Annotated in this window: 17 protein-coding genes and 4 pseudogenes; 8 read left to right on the forward strand and 13 right to left on the reverse strand. The window is 60.3% G+C overall.

All coding sequences use genetic code 11. The annotated features are described in order from the left end of the window. Positions 1–12: 12 nt before the first annotated feature. Together U9970_RS00775 and smc are read right to left on the reverse strand one after the other, a co-directional pair. Complete coding sequence (locus tag U9970_RS00775; RefSeq protein ID WP_322764874.1) at positions 13–1,029, reverse strand: PRC-barrel domain-containing protein; 1,017 nt, start codon at positions 1,027–1,029, stop codon at positions 13–15. Positions 1,030–1,097: 68 nt separating this feature from the next. After that, the gene (smc, locus tag U9970_RS00780) at positions 1,098–4,709 is read right to left on the reverse strand and encodes a chromosome segregation protein SMC (protein WP_322764875.1); all 3,612 of its coding nucleotides are present in this window, start codon (positions 4,707–4,709) and stop codon (positions 1,098–1,100) included. A gap of 117 nt (positions 4,710–4,826) precedes the next feature. On the opposite strand from smc, the gene U9970_RS00785 reads away from it, so the two are divergent. Continuing rightward, positions 4,827–5,249, forward strand: a complete 423-nt coding sequence (locus U9970_RS00785) for a glycine zipper domain-containing protein (RefSeq protein ID WP_254960439.1) — start codon at positions 4,827–4,829, stop codon at positions 5,247–5,249. Continuing rightward, the gene (locus tag U9970_RS00790) at positions 5,246–5,632 is read left to right on the forward strand and encodes a phage holin family protein (protein WP_322764876.1); all 387 of its coding nucleotides are present in this window, start codon (positions 5,246–5,248) and stop codon (positions 5,630–5,632) included. Before U9970_RS00785 ends, U9970_RS00790 begins: the two co-directional genes overlap by 4 nt. On the opposite strand, the gene U9970_RS00795 is transcribed toward U9970_RS00790, so the two are convergent. Continuing rightward, positions 5,629–6,795, reverse strand: coding sequence for a THUMP domain-containing class I SAM-dependent RNA methyltransferase (locus tag U9970_RS00795; protein WP_322765970.1), 1,167 nt, complete (start codon positions 6,793–6,795; stop codon positions 5,629–5,631). The two genes, U9970_RS00790 and U9970_RS00795, sit on opposite strands and share 4 nt — an antisense overlap. Positions 6,796–7,364: 569 nt before the next feature. Then, positions 7,365–7,667 (reverse strand): annotated as a pseudogene (locus tag U9970_RS00800) (DNA-3-methyladenine glycosylase); the annotation flags it as partial. An 85-nt stretch (positions 7,668–7,752) separates the two neighbouring features. On the opposite strand from U9970_RS00800, the gene U9970_RS00805 reads away from it, so the two are divergent. Continuing rightward, the gene (locus U9970_RS00805) at positions 7,753–8,775 is read left to right on the forward strand and encodes a carbamoyl-phosphate synthase (protein WP_322764877.1); all 1,023 of its coding nucleotides are present in this window, start codon (positions 7,753–7,755) and stop codon (positions 8,773–8,775) included. A gap of 236 nt (positions 8,776–9,011) precedes the next feature. On the opposite strand, the gene U9970_RS00810 is transcribed toward U9970_RS00805, so the two are convergent. Both U9970_RS00810 and U9970_RS00815 read right to left on the reverse strand, forming a co-directional pair. Continuing rightward, on the reverse strand, positions 9,012–9,797 hold the full coding sequence (locus U9970_RS00810) for a transposase (RefSeq protein ID WP_322764878.1): 786 nt from the start codon (positions 9,795–9,797) through the stop codon (positions 9,012–9,014). Positions 9,798–9,817: 20 nt separating this feature from the next. Beyond that, positions 9,818–9,973, reverse strand: a complete 156-nt coding sequence (locus U9970_RS00815; RefSeq protein ID WP_322764879.1) for a hypothetical protein — start codon at positions 9,971–9,973, stop codon at positions 9,818–9,820. Between the two features lie 257 nt (positions 9,974–10,230). On the opposite strand from U9970_RS00815, the gene U9970_RS00820 reads away from it, so the two are divergent. From U9970_RS00820 to U9970_RS00830, 3 genes and pseudogenes are all read left to right on the forward strand, one after another. Then, entirely contained in the window at positions 10,231–10,383 is a 153-nt protein-coding gene (locus tag U9970_RS00820) for a hypothetical protein (RefSeq protein ID WP_322764880.1), read from the forward strand. Beyond that, positions 10,383–10,739 carry a hypothetical protein gene (locus U9970_RS00825; RefSeq protein WP_322764881.1) on the forward strand — a complete coding sequence of 119 codons (357 nt, stop codon included), beginning with the start codon at positions 10,383–10,385 and terminating at the stop codon, positions 10,737–10,739. The genes U9970_RS00820 and U9970_RS00825 overlap by 1 nt, the downstream gene beginning before the upstream one ends. A gap of 78 nt (positions 10,740–10,817) precedes the next feature. Next, positions 10,818–11,114: pseudogene (locus U9970_RS00830) on the forward strand (IS5/IS1182 family transposase); the annotation flags it as partial. Between the two features lie 171 nt (positions 11,115–11,285). Here the strand turns inward: U9970_RS00830 and U9970_RS14235 are convergent. From U9970_RS14235 to U9970_RS00855, 4 genes and pseudogenes are all read right to left on the reverse strand, one after another. Then, positions 11,286–12,034 (reverse strand): annotated as a pseudogene (locus U9970_RS14235) (SDR family NAD(P)-dependent oxidoreductase). Continuing rightward, positions 12,031–12,912, reverse strand: coding sequence for an SMP-30/gluconolactonase/LRE family protein (locus tag U9970_RS00845; RefSeq protein ID WP_322764884.1), 882 nt, complete (start codon positions 12,910–12,912; stop codon positions 12,031–12,033). The pseudogene U9970_RS14235 and the gene U9970_RS00845 overlap by 4 nt, the downstream one beginning before the upstream one ends. Before the next feature lie 17 nt (positions 12,913–12,929). After that, positions 12,930–13,490, reverse strand: a complete 561-nt coding sequence (locus U9970_RS00850) for an SDR family NAD(P)-dependent oxidoreductase (protein ID WP_322764885.1) — start codon at positions 13,488–13,490, stop codon at positions 12,930–12,932. Continuing rightward, the gene (locus U9970_RS00855; protein WP_322764886.1) at positions 13,487–13,834 is read right to left on the reverse strand and encodes a hypothetical protein; all 348 of its coding nucleotides are present in this window, start codon (positions 13,832–13,834) and stop codon (positions 13,487–13,489) included. Before U9970_RS00855 ends, U9970_RS00850 begins: the two co-directional genes overlap by 4 nt. Before the next feature lie 84 nt (positions 13,835–13,918). On the opposite strand from U9970_RS00855, the gene U9970_RS00860 reads away from it, so the two are divergent. After that, positions 13,919–14,167, forward strand: coding sequence for a hypothetical protein (locus tag U9970_RS00860; protein ID WP_322764887.1), 249 nt, complete (start codon positions 13,919–13,921; stop codon positions 14,165–14,167). A 916-nt stretch (positions 14,168–15,083) separates the two neighbouring features. Here U9970_RS00860 and U9970_RS00865 read toward each other — a convergent pair. Then, entirely contained in the window at positions 15,084–16,787 is a 1,704-nt protein-coding gene (locus U9970_RS00865; RefSeq protein ID WP_322764888.1) for a VapE domain-containing protein, read from the reverse strand. Positions 16,788–16,971: 184 nt separating this feature from the next. Between U9970_RS00865 and U9970_RS00870 the strand changes: the two genes are divergently transcribed. Then, positions 16,972–17,100: a hypothetical protein gene (locus U9970_RS00870; RefSeq protein ID WP_322764889.1), complete on the forward strand. Its 129-nt coding sequence runs from the start codon at positions 16,972–16,974 to the stop codon at positions 17,098–17,100. 11 nt (positions 17,101–17,111) lie between these two features. On the opposite strand, the pseudogene U9970_RS14240 reads toward U9970_RS00870, so the two are convergent. Further along, positions 17,112–17,846, reverse strand: a pseudogene (locus U9970_RS14240) (hypothetical protein); the annotation flags it as partial. Further along, on the reverse strand, positions 17,843–18,097 hold the full coding sequence (locus tag U9970_RS00880) for a hypothetical protein (RefSeq protein WP_322764891.1): 255 nt from the start codon (positions 18,095–18,097) through the stop codon (positions 17,843–17,845). The gene U9970_RS00880 and the pseudogene U9970_RS14240, both read right to left, overlap by 4 nt. Positions 18,098–18,235 lie beyond the last annotated feature (138 nt).

Raw genomic sequence — 18,235 nt, forward strand, 5'->3', positions numbered from 1 at the left:
GAGGGATTTTTCTTACCAGGGGTCTTCAAGGTCGTTGCTGGCCAGGTCTTCAGCCTCCACATCCAGGGGTTCCCGGTAGGGGGTGGGGGCGGGCCGCCTCTCTAGGGGGCGTGCCTGCCTGGGCAGGGGTTCGGCCTGCAGGGGGCGGCGAATGGGTTCCGTTGGACGCTCGACGTAGCGTGATTCTTCGTAACGCGGTTGCTCGTAGCGGCTCTCCTCCTCGTCGAGGTAGCGGCGCTGGCGCAGGGGTTCCCGTTGGCGCTGCTCATCGAGTTCGACGTAATCGAACTCCTCATCGGGCTCGAAGCTCTGGCTAGTGGCCGGCTGGATGCGGCGCTGTTCCTGCACCGCCGGCTGGCCCGCCGCCAGTTGGTTTTCCACGGGCACCATTCCGGTGCGGTATCGATCCCGCTCCTCCTGCTCCCAGCTCGGCCCCCCAATACCAAGCTTCTCCAGCAGCCCAGATCCCAACTGCTTGAGCTTGTCTTCGGCGCCCTCGTAAACAATGATCCGATCCGGCCCGCTGCTGACGATCTCTTCAACGGTGAGTTCCCAGGTGCTCAGTACGCCTTCACCCAGTAGGGGCACTCCCAGGGCGCCGATCACCAGGGTGGCCAGCTCGCCGGTTTCGATGTCGAAGCTGAAGCCCAGCACCCGGCCCAGCTGGTCTCCCGCTTCGGTGATCACCTGGCAGTTGATCACCTTGCCGTAACGGTCAGGATTGAAGCCTTCGGCCAGCGAATCGGCGGAATCCACCAGGATCACATCGCCCACCTGGCGGATCCGGTCGAGGGGCATCCAGCGCGGCAGGCCTGGCAGGAAGCGGGTCAGAGGGTTGTCGCGCAGGCCCAGCGCCACCACTTCGCGCCGGTCGATGTCCACCACCACCTCGCCCACCACGCCCAGCCGGCGGCCGGTGTCGCGGGTGATCACCTGGGTGCCCATCAGCTCGGAGCGCAACCAGAGGCGATCGCTAGGGGCGGCAGCCGTTGCGCCGGGATCAGCGGAAGGGGGGATGGAGGAGGTCAATGAAAGGGTCGTACCCGTGGCCCAGTCGACCCATTGTGGCTCACCTGCTCCGCTGGGGAAGGGGCGGCTCAGGCGGCGGGCGGTAACCCGACCACCTGGGTGTGGGCGCCCCGGGCCTGGGTGACGCCAATGGTGCGGGTGGCGGCGGCGATCATCGGGCGCCGGTGGCTCACCACCATGAATTGGGCCTGGTCTGCCTGGCCGGCAATCAGGGCGGCCAGGCGCTCCACGTTGACGCCGTCGAGAAAGCTGTCAACTTCGTCTAATGCGTAGAAGGGCGAAGGGCGGAAGCGCTGCAGGGCAAACAGGAAGCTCAGCGCCGTGAGCGATTTCTCGCCTCCACTCATGGAGTTGAGCCGCCGCACCGCCTTGCCCTTGGGGTGGGCCACCAGGGTGAGGCCACCTTCAAGGGGTGCTTCCGGGTTTTCCAGCTGCAGGTGCCCCTCGCCGTCGGATAGCCCTTCAAAGATTGTGCGGAAATGGCCATCCACGGCTGTGAAGGCTTCAAGGAAGGCCTCCTGGCGCAAGGTGGCCACGGTTTCGATGCGTAGCAGCAGCTCTTCGCGCTCCTTGCTAAGCACTTCGAGCCGCTCCTCCAATTCCGCCAAGCGGGTTTCCAGCTGCTCAAGCTCCTCAAGGGCGAGCATGTTCACCGGTTCGAGGGCTTCCATCCGGGCTTGCAGACTGCGCAGCTCCGCCTGCAGGGCCTCTAGGCCCGCCTGCCGCACCTCCTCGGGGATCTCCGGCAGGGGCTCGGGCAGTTCCCGCTCGAGTTGGGCCAGGCGCAGTTGGTCGCCACGCTGCTGTTCGGCCAGCGATTCGATCTCCTCGCCGAGGCGTTGCAGTTCCCATTGGCGCTTTTGCAGGGCCTGGCGCTGGGCGGCCAGCTGGGCTTCGGCGGCATCGCGGGCGCGGCGGCTTTCGCCAAAGCGGGTTTGCAGCTGCTTTTGCTCGGCGGCCAAGGTGCTGCGTCGCTCCTGATCCGCCTGGTGCTGCTCTTTCCAGCGAGCTCGCTCCGCCACCAGGGTGTTCACAGCGGCCACCAGCCGCTGTTCATCGGCGCTTAGGGCCTCGAGCTGGTTGCTGAGGCGCTCGGCGCTCAGGGCCCGTTCGCGCCGGGCCGCCAGCAGACCATCACGCTGGCTGCGGGCCGTGGCCAGGGCCGTGTCGGCTGCCTCTAGCTCGCTCTGCAGCCCCTGCCAGCGGGCCGCATCACCGGAGGATTGCACCGCAGCCTCGGCCTCTTCCAGGCTGATGAGTTGTTGCTGCAGGGGCAACAGCAGGGAATCAAGTTGCTGCTGGCGCTGCAGATCGCTCTGCAAGGCCTGCTGCAGTTGGCCCAGGCGGCTGCCCAGCTGCTGCTGGCGTTGCAGTTGGGGGGCCAGGGCCCGCTGGGCGGCGCTGCGCTCGGCCTCCAGGCCCGCCTGGCGCTGCTGGTGCTCCAGCAGCCGGGGGCGTAGGGCTTCGAGCCGCTGACCCAGCTCCGCTTCCTTGCGGCGGCAGGCCAGCAGGCTCTCGCCCAGCTCCAGCAAGCGCTGGCGCAGGGGTTCGGCTTCGTCGCCGTCCTGGCTGCGGCCGAAGCAGAGCTGGCTGCCCCGCTGTTGCAGGCTGCCGCCGGTCATGGCGCCGCTCTTCTCCAGCAGTTCGCCGTCGAGGGTCACGGCCCGGCAGCGGCCCAGTTCGCGTCTGGCATTGGCCAGGCTGTCGAACACCAGGGTGTCGCCAAAGACGTAGCGGAATACCTCGGCGTAGACGGGCTCGTAACCCACCAGATCCACCGCCTTGCCCACCAGCCCACCGCTGCCCGCGCCGCCACCACGTTGCAGGGCGGCTCCGCCGCTACCACTGGAGCCGCCACCGGAGCCACCACGAATTTTGTTGAGCGGCAGGAAGGTGAGCCGGCCTGCCCGGCGACTTTTGAGCAGCTCGATCGCCCGGGCGGCGATGCGGTCGTCGTCGACCACCACCTGGCCGAGGCGCCCCCCGGCGGCCACTTCCAGCGCCAAGCGCACCCGCTCCTCCACTTCGCCGAGCTGGGCCACCGGCCCGTGGATGCCGTCCATGCCAGCCTCCAGCAGCACCCGCAGGGCACCGGTGCCGCGGCTTTCCTGCAGGGTTTCGCGGCGGCTGTCTAGTCGGGCGATCTCGCGCTCGAGCTGGGTTTGCTCCTGCTCGAGGCGGCTGCGGGTGCGCTGCTGCAGGGCCAGGGCTTCGGCCAGCTCCTGCACCTGCTGCTGCTCCGCTCGGGTGGCTTCCAGCACCTGCTGCCAGCTGCTTTCGGTGGCCTCCAGTTGCTGCTGGGCACTGCGATGGCTGGCCCCTTCCTGCTGCTCTTCGGCGCCGAGCTCGGCCAGGCGCTCCTGGTGCTGCCGCAGCCGCTCCTGCAGTTGTTGACGCTCGGCCTCCAGGGGGCCGAGCTGCTCGCCCAGCTGCTGGCGCGCGCGGCTGCGCTGCTGCTGTTCCTCCAACCAGCTGCCGGAGCGCCCCGCCACCTCGCCGAGCCGGCGGCGCGATAGCTCCACGGCGGCTTCGGCAGCGCGGCAGCCGGCCTCGGCGTCGCTGAGAGCGGCTTGGTCGGAACTGGCCTCGAGGGCTTGCTGCTGCTGGCGCAGCTCGCCCTGGGTGCGGGCCAGCTCGTGGCGCTGGCGTTGCAGGGCCTCGGCATCGAGCTGGTGTTTGCCTGCCTGGCGGGTTAGTTCGCGGCCACTGGCTTCCAGACCGGCCAGCTCGGCTTGCACGGCGATCAGCTGGTCTTCACCGAGGGCCTTGACCTCAGCTTGGAGCTGTTCGAGCACGGCGGCGGCGGCAGTCAGGCCCGTTTCGCCCTCGCTGATCGCCTCGCGTTCAGCCTGTTGCTGACTGGCGAGGCTGGCGCTGCGTTGCAGCAAGGCAGTCTGGCTCGCCTGGGCTGCTTCAAAGGCCAGTACCTGCTCCTGCAGGCGGCCGTTGTGGTGGCGCTGGCGCAAGTCTTGATAGGTGCGGGCCTTGGCGCAGTCGCGCTCAAGTTTCTGGCGGGAGCTGAGCAGCTCCTGCTGCACGATTGAGCAGCGCTCCTGACGCTCCTGCACCTCATCAAGCTTGCCGCGGCTCTGTTCGATGCGGCTGTCGAATAGGGCGACACCAGCTAGCTCGTCGATGATGCCGCGCCGGTCTCGGGCGCTCATGGAGACGATGCGGGTGACGTCACCCTGCATGACCACATTGCTGCCTTCAGGATCCACTCGCAGGCGCCGCAGCTGGCTCTGAAGCTGCTGCAGATTGCAACTCACGCCATCGGCGCTGAAGCTGCTGGCATAGGTGCCGCCGGGGGCAACCCGCAGGCGCCGGCTAACGGTCCACTCCTGTTGGCCTGGCTTGATCCAGGGCCCTTCTTCTGGCGGCTCCAGGCCAGCCTCGGCCTGGTCGGGTTGCCACTCACTGAGGTCGAAGCGCACGCTCACCGAGGTTTCGGCGGCCTTGCCCTCGCGCAGCATGGCGCTGTTGATTAGATCGGGCAGACGATCTGCCCGCATGCCGCGGCTGCTGGCCAGGCCCAGACAAAACAACACCGCATCAAGGATGTTGCTTTTGCCGGAGCCGTTAGGGCCCGTGACCACCGTGAAACCTTCTTGCAGCGGGATCGTGATCGAGCCGCCAAAGGACTTGAAGTGGGTGAGCTCGACCTGATTGATGTGAACCAACAGGCCCGTGCGCCGAGCAGCAGAAATGTAGCGGAGGGTTTCGAAAGCTCAACCCCCTCCTTACCTTGAGGACTGAGCTTCGCAGTCGCCCCCGCTCCCCATGACCGCAGAACTGCCATGACCGCTGAAACGCCTCCCCGCGCCGCCAGCCCAGAGGGCTTCCGCGACCGTTTTGAGACCCTGATCCCCACCATTCAGCGGGAGTGGCCGGCCGTTGCCCGCCAAACCCTGGAGGCCACCCGGGGCAGTTTTGATGAGGTGGTTGAGGTGATTTCCAGCCAGACCGGCCGCACCGCTAGTGCGGTGAAGGACCAGTTGCTTGAGCTGCTTGAGGTGGCCGGGGATCAGACCAGCCGCCTAGCGGACAACCTGGCGCCCTTGGAGGCCCAGCTGGAAAACCTGCTCGATGAGCTCAACACCACCTTGCGGCCCCGCATTGAGAAGCCGGTGCGGGAGCGTCCGCTGATGGCGATCGGCATCGCCACTGGAGTGGGCGTGCTGCTGGGTCTGCTGCTTGCCTCGGGCCGGCGTTCGTCATGACGGATCAAAACTCGCCAGGCCCGGCCCGGGTGGCGGCGGGCCGGGTCGGCGCCCTGCTGACTTCGGTGATGGACCTGCACGTGCGTATCGCGCTGCAGGAGGTGGATCGGGAGAAGCGGCGCTTGATCAGTGGGGCCCTGCTGCTCAGCGGCGGCCTAGCCCTGCTGCTGCTGGCCCTCATCGGCGCCGAGCTGGCTTTGCTGCTGGGGCTGCACGCGGCCCAGGGGCTGAGCTGGATCCATGCCGCCTTGGCTGTGGCGGCCCTGAATCTCGTGCTGGCTGGGATTTTTCTGCGGGTGGGCGGCCACCTGCTCAAGGGCCCCTACCTACCGGAAACCACCGCCGGCCTCAGCAAAACCACTCGCGCAATCTTGGGTCGTTAGCGCACCTCGTAGTGCAGCCAACGGCAGTCGATGCCGCCGTTGCTGATTGGGATGCGGCGGCTGGCCTTCATTTTGAGGGCGCCGGTGAGCTCTGGGTTGCCGCTGAGCAGCCACAGGCTCCAGCCGCCGCAACGCTCCTTCACCATGCGGCCCAGGTCGGCGTATAGAGGCTCCAGGCCCTCACGCTCGCCGATGCGCTCGCCATAGGGCGGGTTGCACACCAAGATCCCCGGCCCGGGCGGAGGCATGAAGTCGCGGCAGTCGCCCAGGCTCAGTTCCAGGGCACTTGCGATGCCGGCAGCCTCAGCGTTGCCTTGGGCTTGATCAAGCACGCCGGGATCCTGCTCCCGGCCAACGATGGGCGCCAGGGCTTCTCCGCTGGGGAGCGTCTCTCGGGCCAGGTCGCTGGCCGCTTGCCTCTCTTGCTGCCAGAGCTGGGAGTCGAACTTTGGCCAGCGCTCCAGGGCGAAGTGGCGGCCCAGACCCGGCGCCCGGCCCAGGGCCAGGCAGGCCGCCTCAATCAGCAGGGTGCCGGAGCCGCAAAGGGGGTCGGCCAGGGGCACCGAGCCATCCCAGCCGGTGAGGGCGATCAGGCCGGCGGCGAGGTTTTCCTTGAGCGGGGCCAGGCCCATCGCTGCCCGGTAGCCGCGGCGGTGCAGGCTGCCGCCGCTGCCATCGAGGCTCAGGGCTGCTTCGCCGCCGCCCAGGTGCAGGTGGATGGAGAGGTCGGGATTGTCTAAGTCAACGGAGGAGCGGGCGCCCCACTGCTGGCGCTGCAGATCCACCAGGGCATTTTTGACCTGCAGGGCGCTGTAGTGACTGTGGTTGAGGCCAGGAGCGCTGCCGGTGGCATCGACCCGGAAGGTGGCGCCAGGAGGCAGCCAGCGGCTCCAGTCGACGGCGCGCTGCACACCGTCGTAGAGCTCGTCTTTGCTACGGCAGGGAAATTGAGCCAGTTCAAGCAGGAGCCGGAAGGGCAGGCGGGCTTGCAGGTGCAGCCGGTAGTAGCCAGCCAGGTCTGTTTGGAAGCGCACGGCCCGGCGTAGGCGTGCTACGGCTTGGCAGCCCAAGGCCGTGAGCTCAGTTGCCGCGGCGTCTTCGAGGCCCGGTGGCACAACCGCTATTCCGCTGATTGATGTGCTGTTTAGTTCGGTGATGCCCACCCCTGCGTCGGCCCTTGCTTGCTGCCACAATGAACCAGTCTGGTTTCGACCTGACTAGGTGGCTCACACCAGTGCTTCGGACAGCGGTTCGATTCCGCTCAGCTCCATTCCCCCATCTCGGGGCTGCAATGGTTTCGACGGGGTATAAGGAGGGTGACTGAAGCCTGCTCGGTAAGAGCAAATCCGTAACAGCGAATAACATCGTTCGTTTCTCCCGTCAGACCGCCCCCGTGGCCGCCTGACCCTTTAAGGGAGATGGGGTGAGATCAGCCTTATCACCCAAATGATCCATGGGGCCTGGAAGGGCCCTTTTAAGTAAGTACGGCAAGGGTTTTACGGTTTTTCGCCCAAGGCTGTTCTTTGTCCATGGACGAAATGTGGACAAATTGGGGCCAATGAACCCCGAGCAGCTTCAAAGCCTTGCCGTGCTGGCCCTAGCAATGGTGCCGGTGGCAGTGCTGTGGTGGGTCTGGATCCGAATGCTGGACTGATTGCTGCCACTGCGCCCAACTCACCCCTTGATGCCACCGGCGCCTATGTGAACGCTTACCCACTGACGATCAGATTTACACCACTTTGACGCAGTGGTGAATGCCATAGCTCACATACACGTAAAACCGCCCAGGCTCACCAAAGAGCGTTTCGTTGATGGGGGAGCGGCGGCGGTAGCCGTGACAGGCGGGGTCGTCTTGGGAATACGCCTCCGTTTCCACAATGACCCCCCACAGCAGCTCGCCATCTGGTTGGCGTTTCACCAGCAGGCAGCCGATGAGCTCGGGAGCGACGACCTCGGCGGGGCGGGCGAAGAAGCTCTGGGGGGAGGGCTGGGAGGGCGTGGTGGCTGTGGGAGAGGCTTTGGTGAGGTCGCTGATGCCATCCTGCTGCCAACCCAATAACTGACCTAAAAACCCATATGCCGCAACACTTTGCAGCAATGTGGGGAAAATATTTTCCTTGATGCAGCGCTCTATCCGTCTCAGCCTGTCGCTGGCGGGCACTGCCGCACTTGCACTGGCATCACTGCCTCTTGCCATCAGACCTGCAGTGGCTCAGGAGGCACCCGCAGCATCAGCAGAGCCAAAGGCTGAAAGCACTGAGGCAGCAGATCTTGGCGTGATGGGCGTCAACCTCAGGGATGCCGTCAAGTTCAACTACGGCTTTCAAGGAGCACTACAAGGTGCTGGCACTCCTAACCAAGCAGGCATTGGCGCCTTTATTCCACTCCACGTCGGCAGCAACGGCGTTGCCTTTGTGGATGTGCTCGTGAATGCCAACTTCAGTGACTACAGCGGTTACAGCAGCATCATTAATACTGACGTTTCAGGAACCACCTTCTCTACTTCCACACGCCTGGGTTACCGCTGGCTCAACAGCAACCGCTCTTGGATGTTTGGTGTCAATGCGGGTTATGACAGCCGACCAATGGCAACGGGTCCTGCTGATACAGGTGTCAATGTCACCAACTCACAAACGGTGTTCTTTCAGCAGGTAGCCGCATCTTTGGAGGCAGTATCCAATACCTGGAACTTCAATGCCTATGCGCTGGTGCCGATTGGCGATACGGAGCAGCAGCTCAATAGCGTTTATGACGGCGGGGCTCTGGATACCTACGGCTTAGACGCTGGCTACAGCATCACCCCAGATTTCAAGGCATCGGTTGGTTACTACTACCAAAATGGCGATTTGGGTGACGCCAATGGTTCTGGTGTGCGAGGCAGGCTTGCTTACAACCTCACCAATGGGCTCACCGTTGGCGCCAATCTCTCCTACGACCAAGCATTTGAGACCAGGGTTTCGGCAGACATCAAATATCGCTTTGGCGCTAATGGTTATGGCGCACCAAGCATTAGAAAGCAGCAGCCCGTGGTGATGCCTGTTATTCAGGCGCTATCAACAACGCCAGCCAACAGGGATGTGCGGGTGCACGATTGCCTGACGGGTTTTAACGGTGATTTTCTGTACTGTATCCCTATAATATAATATTAAATTAAATACACCCTAACTCCAAGAGCCCCTGCCACCACAGGGGCTTTTTATTTCGTCAACCACCCCCAACGAGCCTCAATAAGCCTCCAATACCTGGCACCATCGCCCACCACCACCGCTAATCTTGAGCCACTTTTCCCGCCCCAAAGCATCCCAAATATTGCCACCCACAGCAAAGCCACACCTCACTATTCTCAACTTCTACTGATACATCTATTTCCCCAGCGCAACTACCAAATACTTCGCTCCCTATCGCCATCACGGATGCCGTTGACTCTTCTAAATCTCACCGCTATTTGATGCCACTCTTCAGGGATTTGACTGAGGCGACAATCAAAAGCAAACGGTAGTTGAGTTTGCCCTGGTGATACTCGTTTCTTTTTGCTCCTGCTGCTTCTGCTGGTCTCTACCAATCGCTTCAGCATCCGTGAGCCCCAGTGGCACTTAGGTGCCCCTTTGCTGTGATGGCGATACTGCTGGCAGAAATACTCATAACGCTTGGAGCATCCTTTCAGGGTTGGTGCCAGGGTTAGGAAACTTGGGTGCCATTCACTGATGCCATCACTCTCCAACCTGCCGTAGTGCCCGTAGTTGGAATAGGGGTCATAAAATCCCTTTCTCACTCCTGCTGCTTTGGGATTGGCGTGGATATACCTGAGTGTATTCAGCACTCGTCTGTGGTCTTTAGGAGCAATCGCAGTGGCGTAATACCTTGCCTCCCAGAAGTGCCCGCAACGCCCAGCAAGGCGGTTGAGTGCCATTGCTGAATACCAACCCACCCAGTGCATCAAACGGGGAAGTTGAGAGGCATCGTCAGGTCTGATAAGAAGGTGTAGGTGATTTGCCATTAAACACACCGCATACAACCTGTGTGGGATTTTTGCTTGTGCTTTAGCGAGCACTGAGAGCAACACATCCCGCCGCAAACCTTTGGCAATCAGAAACTGACGGCTGTTACATCTAAGCGTGATGTGAAATGAATACCCCTGAGGCAGGCAGCGTGGTGAGCGGGGCATTTGATGAGAGCAGTAGGTGATTACCTTGATGCTCTTCCTTTTGGCGTCTTCTGGTATTCAGTTTGTATTTGATTGATGAGAAGACCCTGAAGGTCTCTATAAGCCTTATTGACCTTCTGCACCTCAAGGAGCATCGCTGCTTCCACATCAGGCAGCCGAATGGTGATGGTCTTCACCTGAATGCCTCTACCTGCTCCAATCTTTCCAGCTTCTCAGCAATCGCTTCTCTACAGAATGCTGAGATGTTGAGGCAGCGGCTTCTCTTCAGGAGCAGCAGTGCCTGATGGAGCCTGTGGGCATCGCCTTCTGGGTTGCGGCAACTCACAGCCCTAGAATCAGAGTAATCCTGTATGACTTGCGAGCCTCTGTCGTCAACAAAGCTTTTATTCTGTCTAAAATAGAAAAAGATTGTGCGATGCCTGTGAGTTAAGGAATGATCAATAAAGACCTGGCTACAGGTGCTGCAGCCTTAAAGCGCACCTACGTGATTGCCCCAGAAGCATTGCCGCAACTGGTGGTTGCCTTTTCGGTTGGCATTGAGTTAATGCGCCGAGAATTGCTCATGTACTTATGGCGGAATGAGTGATGGCAGGTCGAAGCGCTACTACTGAACGCGTCAACTGGGCACTTGAACTGCTCATGGCGGGCCGCGGCAGTACTGCTGTGGTGACGGAACTGTCGCAACGTGAGGGGATCAGTAGGCGGCAAGCGCAACGCATCACAGCCAAAGCGCATGAAATCCTTGTCACTGATTTGGATCAAACAGAGAGAAAGCACTTGGTTGCTCAGTTGGTGCACATCCTCATGGAAGCCGCCGCCCAAGCACTTAAAGCAAAAAATTCTGGTGCTGTGGTGGGAATAAGTAAAGAATTGCGGGTACTAGTCGGACTTGGTGCTGACACCTCACCAAGGAACAGCAGGTTTGGGAATTTTGCTCATTGAGGAAGTTACCAAACGTTGGACGGGTTTTATCTGCTGTTTGTGTCTCCCATATCAACTCAATCGAAATGTCATCTCAGTGCCTCCCATGCCTCCCTGGAGCGGATCGATGGTCAGGACGAACCGCCACCTCCGCCATCAGGCCCTGGAGAGGGTTTTGGTCAGCCAAAAGAAGGCAAGAAACGAGCCAAAGGTGATTTCCGCGGCATCAAGCTCAGCAACAAGACCCACCGCTCAACGACGGATCCAGACGCACTACTGGCCCGCAAGTCCAGCGCTCACCCGGCACTGCCCAGCTACCGAGGCCATGTGCTCATGGACAACCGCCATGCCCTGATCGTGGATTGCCAAGTCACCCAAGCGGTGGCGGCGAGTCAACCACATCAGCCTTGACGGGCCTGGCCCAGCCAACCAATACGTTGTCGGTGAGCGTGCGGGGTTGAATTTGGATTGCCAGACTCTGATTTCGGTAACTTAACCGATCGCAGATGTCTGAGATCACCGCACTGAAGGCACTGCGTGCAACGACGTCGAGGTCGACCGATGAGCTCACTTGTAGAACTCCGAACTCACTCCACCGTCGATTAAGATGTCGGACCCAGTAATATAGCCGGCTCCCGGTCCCGCCAGAAAGAGCACCGCGGCGGCGACCTCCGTTGGCTCGCCGAGCCGACCTATGGGGTGAGCTGCAGCCCACTTGTCACGCATCTCCGGTCCAGTGGCGTCAGCAAACTGCTCCGCCGTAATCTGCACCAGAGGAGTATCGATGGTGCCGGGCGATATGCTCACGGCACGAATTCCCTCGTGAGCATGATCGATCGCGATCGTTCTGGTCAGGCCAAGGACAGCAGCTTTCGAAGCTGAATAAGCCGCGGTCATTTTCTGGGAGGCGTGGGCAAGGATTGACGCCGTATTGATGATCACCCCACCCCCGTTCTTGCGTAACAGAGGGATAGCGATTTGGCCGAAAGAAATTGCGCAGTTACGTTCACGGCGAACGTAGTCCGCCAGTCACTGAGCTCGAGTACTTCAACAGTTCCGTAGCGAGTAATCCCAACGTTGTTGAACACGAGCTTAAGAAGTTGTGTTTTTTTGTCAGTGGAGGCGAAAGCTGCAGCGATCTGGTCAGGGTCAGAAACATCGCATCGCACAAATGACCCGCCTATCTCCGAGGCGATGGCCTCTCCGGGTTCCTCAAGAACATCAGCAATCGTGACGTACCAGCCATTCGCGGCAAGGAGCTCCGCGGTCGCTTGTCCAATGCCTCGCGAGCCGCCAAAAATCAGGGCGCCGTTCATTCTGAGACCTTGAAGGGCGTGCTTGCTCGCCCTTGTACGCCCGGTCGGCACGCAAAGACTGAACCCGCGAGAGGCTCTGCATCCAATTGATCTGGAGTGAGCTTGTATGCCGCGGTCGTAATGAACAGCGTGCCGAGGTCTTCACCGCCGAAGCAGCAGCTCGTCACTTGTGACACCGGGAGCTTCACGGAACCTACAAGAACGCCGGCGGGAGAGAAGCGCCGAACCTCTCCCGTCCCAAAATAGGCAACCCAGATATGTCCCTCGCTGTCGACTGTCAATCCATCGGGCATCCCTGTACCGGGCTCCCCGGGCACCAGGGCGCGTCGGTTGGCTAACTCACCCGCGACTAAGTCAAAATCAAAAACATCAACGGCGTACGTTCCCGAGTCAATAAAGAACATCTTGGTTGCATCAGGGCTCCAGTCCAGTCCGTTCGAGATGGTCAGGTCAGGTAGCACCTTGACAAATGACCGACCATCCACTCGGTACAGTGACGCAGCCCCTTCGGCGAAATCAAAAGCCATCGTTCCAGCCCAGAGTCGCCCAAGAGAATCGATCTTCGCGTCGTTCATGCGGTTGCCACGGTTGTCGCTCTCAATTGCCGCAACCAAAGCCTGACCCTGGCCATTTCCATCCGTTAGATAAACCCCGTCGCGAGCAGCGACAACTAAGCCACCCGCGGAGGTGGGCGCCGCAGCTCCTACTTCTTGCCCGAAGTCAAAGTGTCGAAGTTCGGCCTCAGAAGGGTGGTAGCGATAAATCCGACCTGGAGAAACATCCACGAAGAGCAAGCTGTTGGTTGCCACATCCCACACTGGCCCCTCACCGACGTCGAGACGCAGTTGGAGCAGAGGTTCGTCAACGGACAAGTCCATATATGGCTTCCTTTCCATTAGGGCATCCCTAAAGAGGCGCCACCATCGATGAGCAAAGTGGTTCCCGTAACATTCCGAGCTTGATCAGACAAAAGAAACGCTGCGCCGTGAGCCACGTCCTCGGGCGTCTGCAACCGACCTAGAGGAACTGTCCGTGTTATTCGCTCGGCATACTCCGGATTTCGCTCCGCCTCTGCTTTCGCCAATCCGGCGTTGACGATTCCGGGTGCGATGACATTGACACGGATGTCGTATCTCGCCCACTCCAATGCGAGTGTCTTGGCGCCCATGGCAATTGCCGCTTTGGTCGACGAGTAACTCAGCAATTCTGGCCACGGTCTATCGCCCACCCATGAACCCGTAAAGAGCATCGATCCACCCCCGTGGCTAAGCATGTTGTTCGCGATTAGTCTGGCCAGCCGAAAGTTGCCGACAAGGTTGACATTGATGTGACTGTGGAAGGTCTCGTCTTCGAAACTCATCGCTGCCTCAGGAACCACAATGCCGGCATTACCAATATAAGCCCCCAAATCTGGGTGCTTAGTTATCGCCTTAACGGAAGCCGAGGCATCTGTCACATCAAGTTGCTCATAAGTGCCTCCCCAGCCCGTGCTGCAGCAGTGCCATGGCGGTGAGCTCTGAGCTGTTGGCCGAGCCGATCACAGCTGCGATTCGCCCAGCACAACACCCGAGCACTATCAGGATTCCGGTCCCATTCCGGTGAGCAGATCGCCCTGGCTGCCGCGGCCTGCCATGAGCCCTGATGGGGGTGCAGCACCACCGAACCAGCGGCATCAGACCGGCTGCTGGTGGGCCACACCAAACCAGGGTGAGAGGCCTTCCTGACGGCGGTGGCCAGGGCCAACACCGCGCCACCATTCCTCACCACCTCGGTGAGCACGGCGGTGGTGGGTGCCTGCAACCTGCTTGATGAAATTGCAGTGGCACCACACCGCAACAGAACACCCGCTCACTTCGGACGCTTCGGCAGGAGCAACACACACCCGTGAGCAACGCTGAAGAGATCGCTGCCGCCTTTGACCGCGTAGATGCGCTGCTGGTAGCTGCCACTGCTGCGGCACCTGCTGTTGCCTTGCTGGCGGCCCGTGCTGCTGAACGTGGCATCAGCGAAGCCAAGCTGGCAAACCACCTGCACATAGGCAACCCCACGGTGCTGCGATGGGTTCTGCGGTTGGAGCCTGCCACCGCTGACCGCTACACCGCCCGAGGAAACGGGAGAGAACCTCACCACTGATCAATGTTTGTGACATGGTTATTGCAATACATTTGTCGAATCCCTAATTTTAACTGAAGTTTTATTTGAATTATGCTGAGAAATCGCTTTCTGACACTCTTGCTTGCTATGCCAATTGCATTAGCACCTCCATCTTTTGCGGAAGAAGAGTGGAGAGATCGCGACTGCAGGCGTGTTGACGGCGTAGCAGAGCTTTGTCGCCACAGGGAATCAATTGGGATCTTTTATGATGACGGTGCCTGGGTAAATGGTTACTGCGATAAAGGAGGTGATGAATACGACATTGAATACGAAGGTCTAAGCAAAAGGGAAGCGATCGACTGGGTTATAACATATTGTCGTTATTAATTCAGGGCCAGCTATATAGATGCTTCCGATGGCACAGCGGCGGTTCAGTACATACGGCTGCAACTCGGGGTAGGAGTGAGCTTGAGCAGCGACCAGAGTGCTCCGTACTGGGCCGCTGATAGCGAAAGTTCTTTCTGCATATGGGCCCCGAGGGGTGAGCCCGGTCCGGATGACGCCCCGAACTCAGTGTTCAGCTCACGCAGAGTCTTGCAAATGTCTTCAAGGTCTGAGTTGAGGTTGTCAGCTGCCGCAGCAGGCCCAGCCAATAGGACAACAGCAGCAGCGGCTAGTAGGTGGCGCAAAGCTCAGCAGCAGATGCGGCATTATCCCGCGGTTTTGCCCACTGAAGCCAGCGAGATCGTGAGATTGGACACGCCTAAGGACAAAACCCACCGCCTAGCCGTAGAACTATTCAGCGGTCTTGGCGATGAGCAGGGCCCCTAATTGCAGTCCCGGCGGTTGGTGAGACTCGCCAATCGCAGAATCTGGCCAACTCACACTGTCTCCCCAGCAGGTACGCAAAAAGCCAGAAACCTAGTTGCTGCAAGGGTTATGAGGTCGAGTTCCATCACGCTGCCTCCTGCACGGGAATAGCGAAGCCACTAGCGCGTCGCTTGGCTGCCTGCTCCAGTGTTTGCAACAGGTCTGGGAGTTCCTCGTCACTCCAGCCGCTTAGGTCTTTGCTGTGACCCAGCTCGCGGATGCGTTGTTCGAGAGGTTGCCGGCAAGTGGGTGGCATGTGGGTGGCAACATGCCCAGAAGCGTTGTCGTCACTGCCGTTTGGTCGTGTGGCAACCTCGGCAACCTCAAAAAAGCTACATATGGCGCCGTGCTGCTCCTGCTGCTCCTGCTTTTCAGGTTTTAACGACTGATCTTGACTTTTAGAGGTTGCCGAGGTTGCCACCCCATTAAAAGCATTGGCATCACAAGCGTTTGGGGCTGTTACCAGGCATGTTGCCGAGGTTGCCGAGGTTGCCACCTGCGGCCATAAGCCCAGCTTCCTTTCACCACCATTTGCTCGCCTCTGCTTGTGGCGCCAACCAAGTGATTCCGCCAGCTCCCGTACGCGTTTTCCGTGGTGGGTGTTTTGGCGCTCGCTGGCCATTCCGATGTGATCGAGAAACTCACACGCCTGCACCGGGATGTGTTGCTCCTGTTGCCGCCGGCTTAGGTACTTGCTGAGCGCGGGCATCCATACGTCTTGCTCGCGGAAGTCGTCGTTCTGCTGCTCAGAAGCATCGGCAAGGCCATCGGGCAGCATCGGCAGCTCGCCACTGCGGTAGGCCAATACAGCCGACTTCCAGATGCCATCACGGGCTTCTGCAAGGCCAGCACGATCAAGTTTCTCGGTGCCATCAATCGGCACAACCCAGAAGCGGCGGTTCCCGGTGTCATCGCGCAGGAACACCCTTTTGTTGACGGTTGCGCAGAAGACAGAAGGCCGCTTCATACGCTCCGGCACCTTGCCGTATGGCACCCGCACCAGGTCGGTGGTGGTGGTGAGCATGTTCTTGATCTTGCCGGCGGCTTTGGCTCCCGTGAGTGACTCCAGCTCTGCTAACTCAAAAATCCAGCAGCAGTGAACATTCAGCGTCCAATCTTTGTCTTGATCGGGGATTGTGCTGGTGAACCACTCGGGTGATGCCAGCTCTCGAAGCTCGCTGGATTTGCCGATGCCTTGAACGTCGGACTGGAGCACTAGGCAATAGTCCATCTGACAGCCGGGGTCGATTGCGCGAGCAACAGCACCGATTAGCCATTTGCGCACCATTGCTTTGTGCAATGCACTTGCAGCGCGGAAGAACCGCGGCGCCACTTGATCTAGGTCAAACGCTGCGATGGCTGGATCAGCTTCAACTCGCTTCAGGTACTCGCGTACCGGGTGAAAAGGATTGCGCCTTGCCGCTAGCAGTAGGCCCGCTTCAGCAGCTTCTGATCCGATGATCCAGCCCGCTTCTGATAGCTCGCCATGCAGGAGGGTCACTTCCCAGTCTTTCAGCGGTACGCGATCCACCGCGGGCATCAGCGCCACCTCGTCAAAACCAAGCCGGCTGCCTAGCTCGCTGGTAAGGCGCCCAGAAAGATCGCCAATGGCCATCTTGCTGCGCATCGGCGGCCCTTCTTTTTGTTGCCGCCAGCCAGAACCGCGGGCATCCAAAACGGCTTGAATCCCGGTGCTAGTGATGGCGGGCTTGCTGGTTCTGGCGGTTTTGCGGCGCCTGTCTGGATCTGGCGCAACGAACACCGAGAACTCGTCCCCGGTGCCTTGCACCTTGCTGAAAGCCCATATGGTGCCTTGCTTGTCGGTGATCTCATCGCCAGGCTTTAACCCCATTGGCGGCTTAAAGGTGCTCCCGTGAAAGCACCTGATGGTTTTGCCGTCTTTGTGTTGTGAGCAATAGCCGGTTGTATCCCTGCCGCATATCGGGCATGGGTTAAGTGATCGCCAATCACCTTTGCCGGTGCTTCTGGCTTTTGTGGTGGCGGCTTTGGTGGTGGTGTCGCCTGCAATGGTCAGCGCCGCTTGCCACCACGCCGTAGGTATCGGCGCTAGTTCTTCAACTGCAAGACCATCGGGCCAGTAGTAGTTGCCGCCGCTGTCGTGGTGCTGCCCGAGAACCACCACCTGGCCCCCGGTGGAATGGAACACCTCCACCGCCTCGCCTTTCTCGATGACGTTGCCGGCGTCATCCTTCACCGCGTCTTTGGTGTGTTCCTTTGGCTTTGCATTGCCGAATTGCTGCTGCTGCGTAGTGGTGAGCGTGAACGCAACCTTGAAGCGGTTTGGGTCGGTGTCTCGATGGATCTGCCACGTCTTAGTTGCCCTCGGGTCGCAGTTGTGATCCAGCAGCCACTCCAGCGCGGTAACCCCATCGACATCGAAGACGAGCAGGCCGTTACCCGTTCGGACACCACAACCAATCGCGGCTCCGGATTCCGCTATCTGCTCAGCTTTGAACGCTGCTTGCTGCCACCGACTTAGGTGTCTGCCGGTAACCAAATGGATAGGGGCTTTGTCGGTGCCAACAGCCAGCAGCGGCGCCCTTAGTTGGCTTAGGCGCTCGACCTGTAGACGCCAGTTAGGGACGTCACATACGTTGCGTACCTGTTGTGATGACAGTGTGAGTAGGTCTTTTTCTGTCTCACGGCTGCTGGTAGCAACTAAAACACTGGGGTTTGGCGACTTCTCTTGAGATTGATCAGCTTCGTTGGCAGAGACGCATCGTCCTAGATCAGCACTGTCTAGGTCCAAGACATCATGAGAATTGGCAGCTACGATGGTGGTTGAGCTTTCCATCGCTTGGCTGCCGTGCATGGCAGCCTCTTTCATGCCACTGCCTCAAGCGCGCTGAAGGTTTCAACGGCGCTGACAGGCACCCTCCGGAAGTCGGTAAATGCCTGGTCTGTTTGCTCTGGAAACCACTGCAGTGGTGCGCCTGTCGTGAGCCCCCCGTAGCGGTAGTGGGTGCCCTCTACAAAGGGGGCGCGCTGTTGCTTCCGAAGTCGAAGAAGGGTTTTGGGGTGAATGCCAAGGCGTTCTGCCATGGCGGCGGTGTCAACCCAGATTCGGGTGTTTGACATGGCGGCGAAGCCGCAGCAGATTTGCTGCGGGGTGTGCCGTCCCAGTTCTCGAAATGCAGCAGCTCGCGTTGAAGAGCCCTTGCAAACCTAACGACGCTTTCGCGTTCCTTTTGGTTTTGCCAGGGGCCTGTGAACTTG

Origin of the sequence: Cyanobium usitatum str. Tous (genome assembly GCF_963920485.1) — a bacterium.
GTDB lineage: Bacteria > Cyanobacteriota > Cyanobacteriia > PCC-6307 > Cyanobiaceae > Cyanobium_A > Cyanobium_A usitatum_A.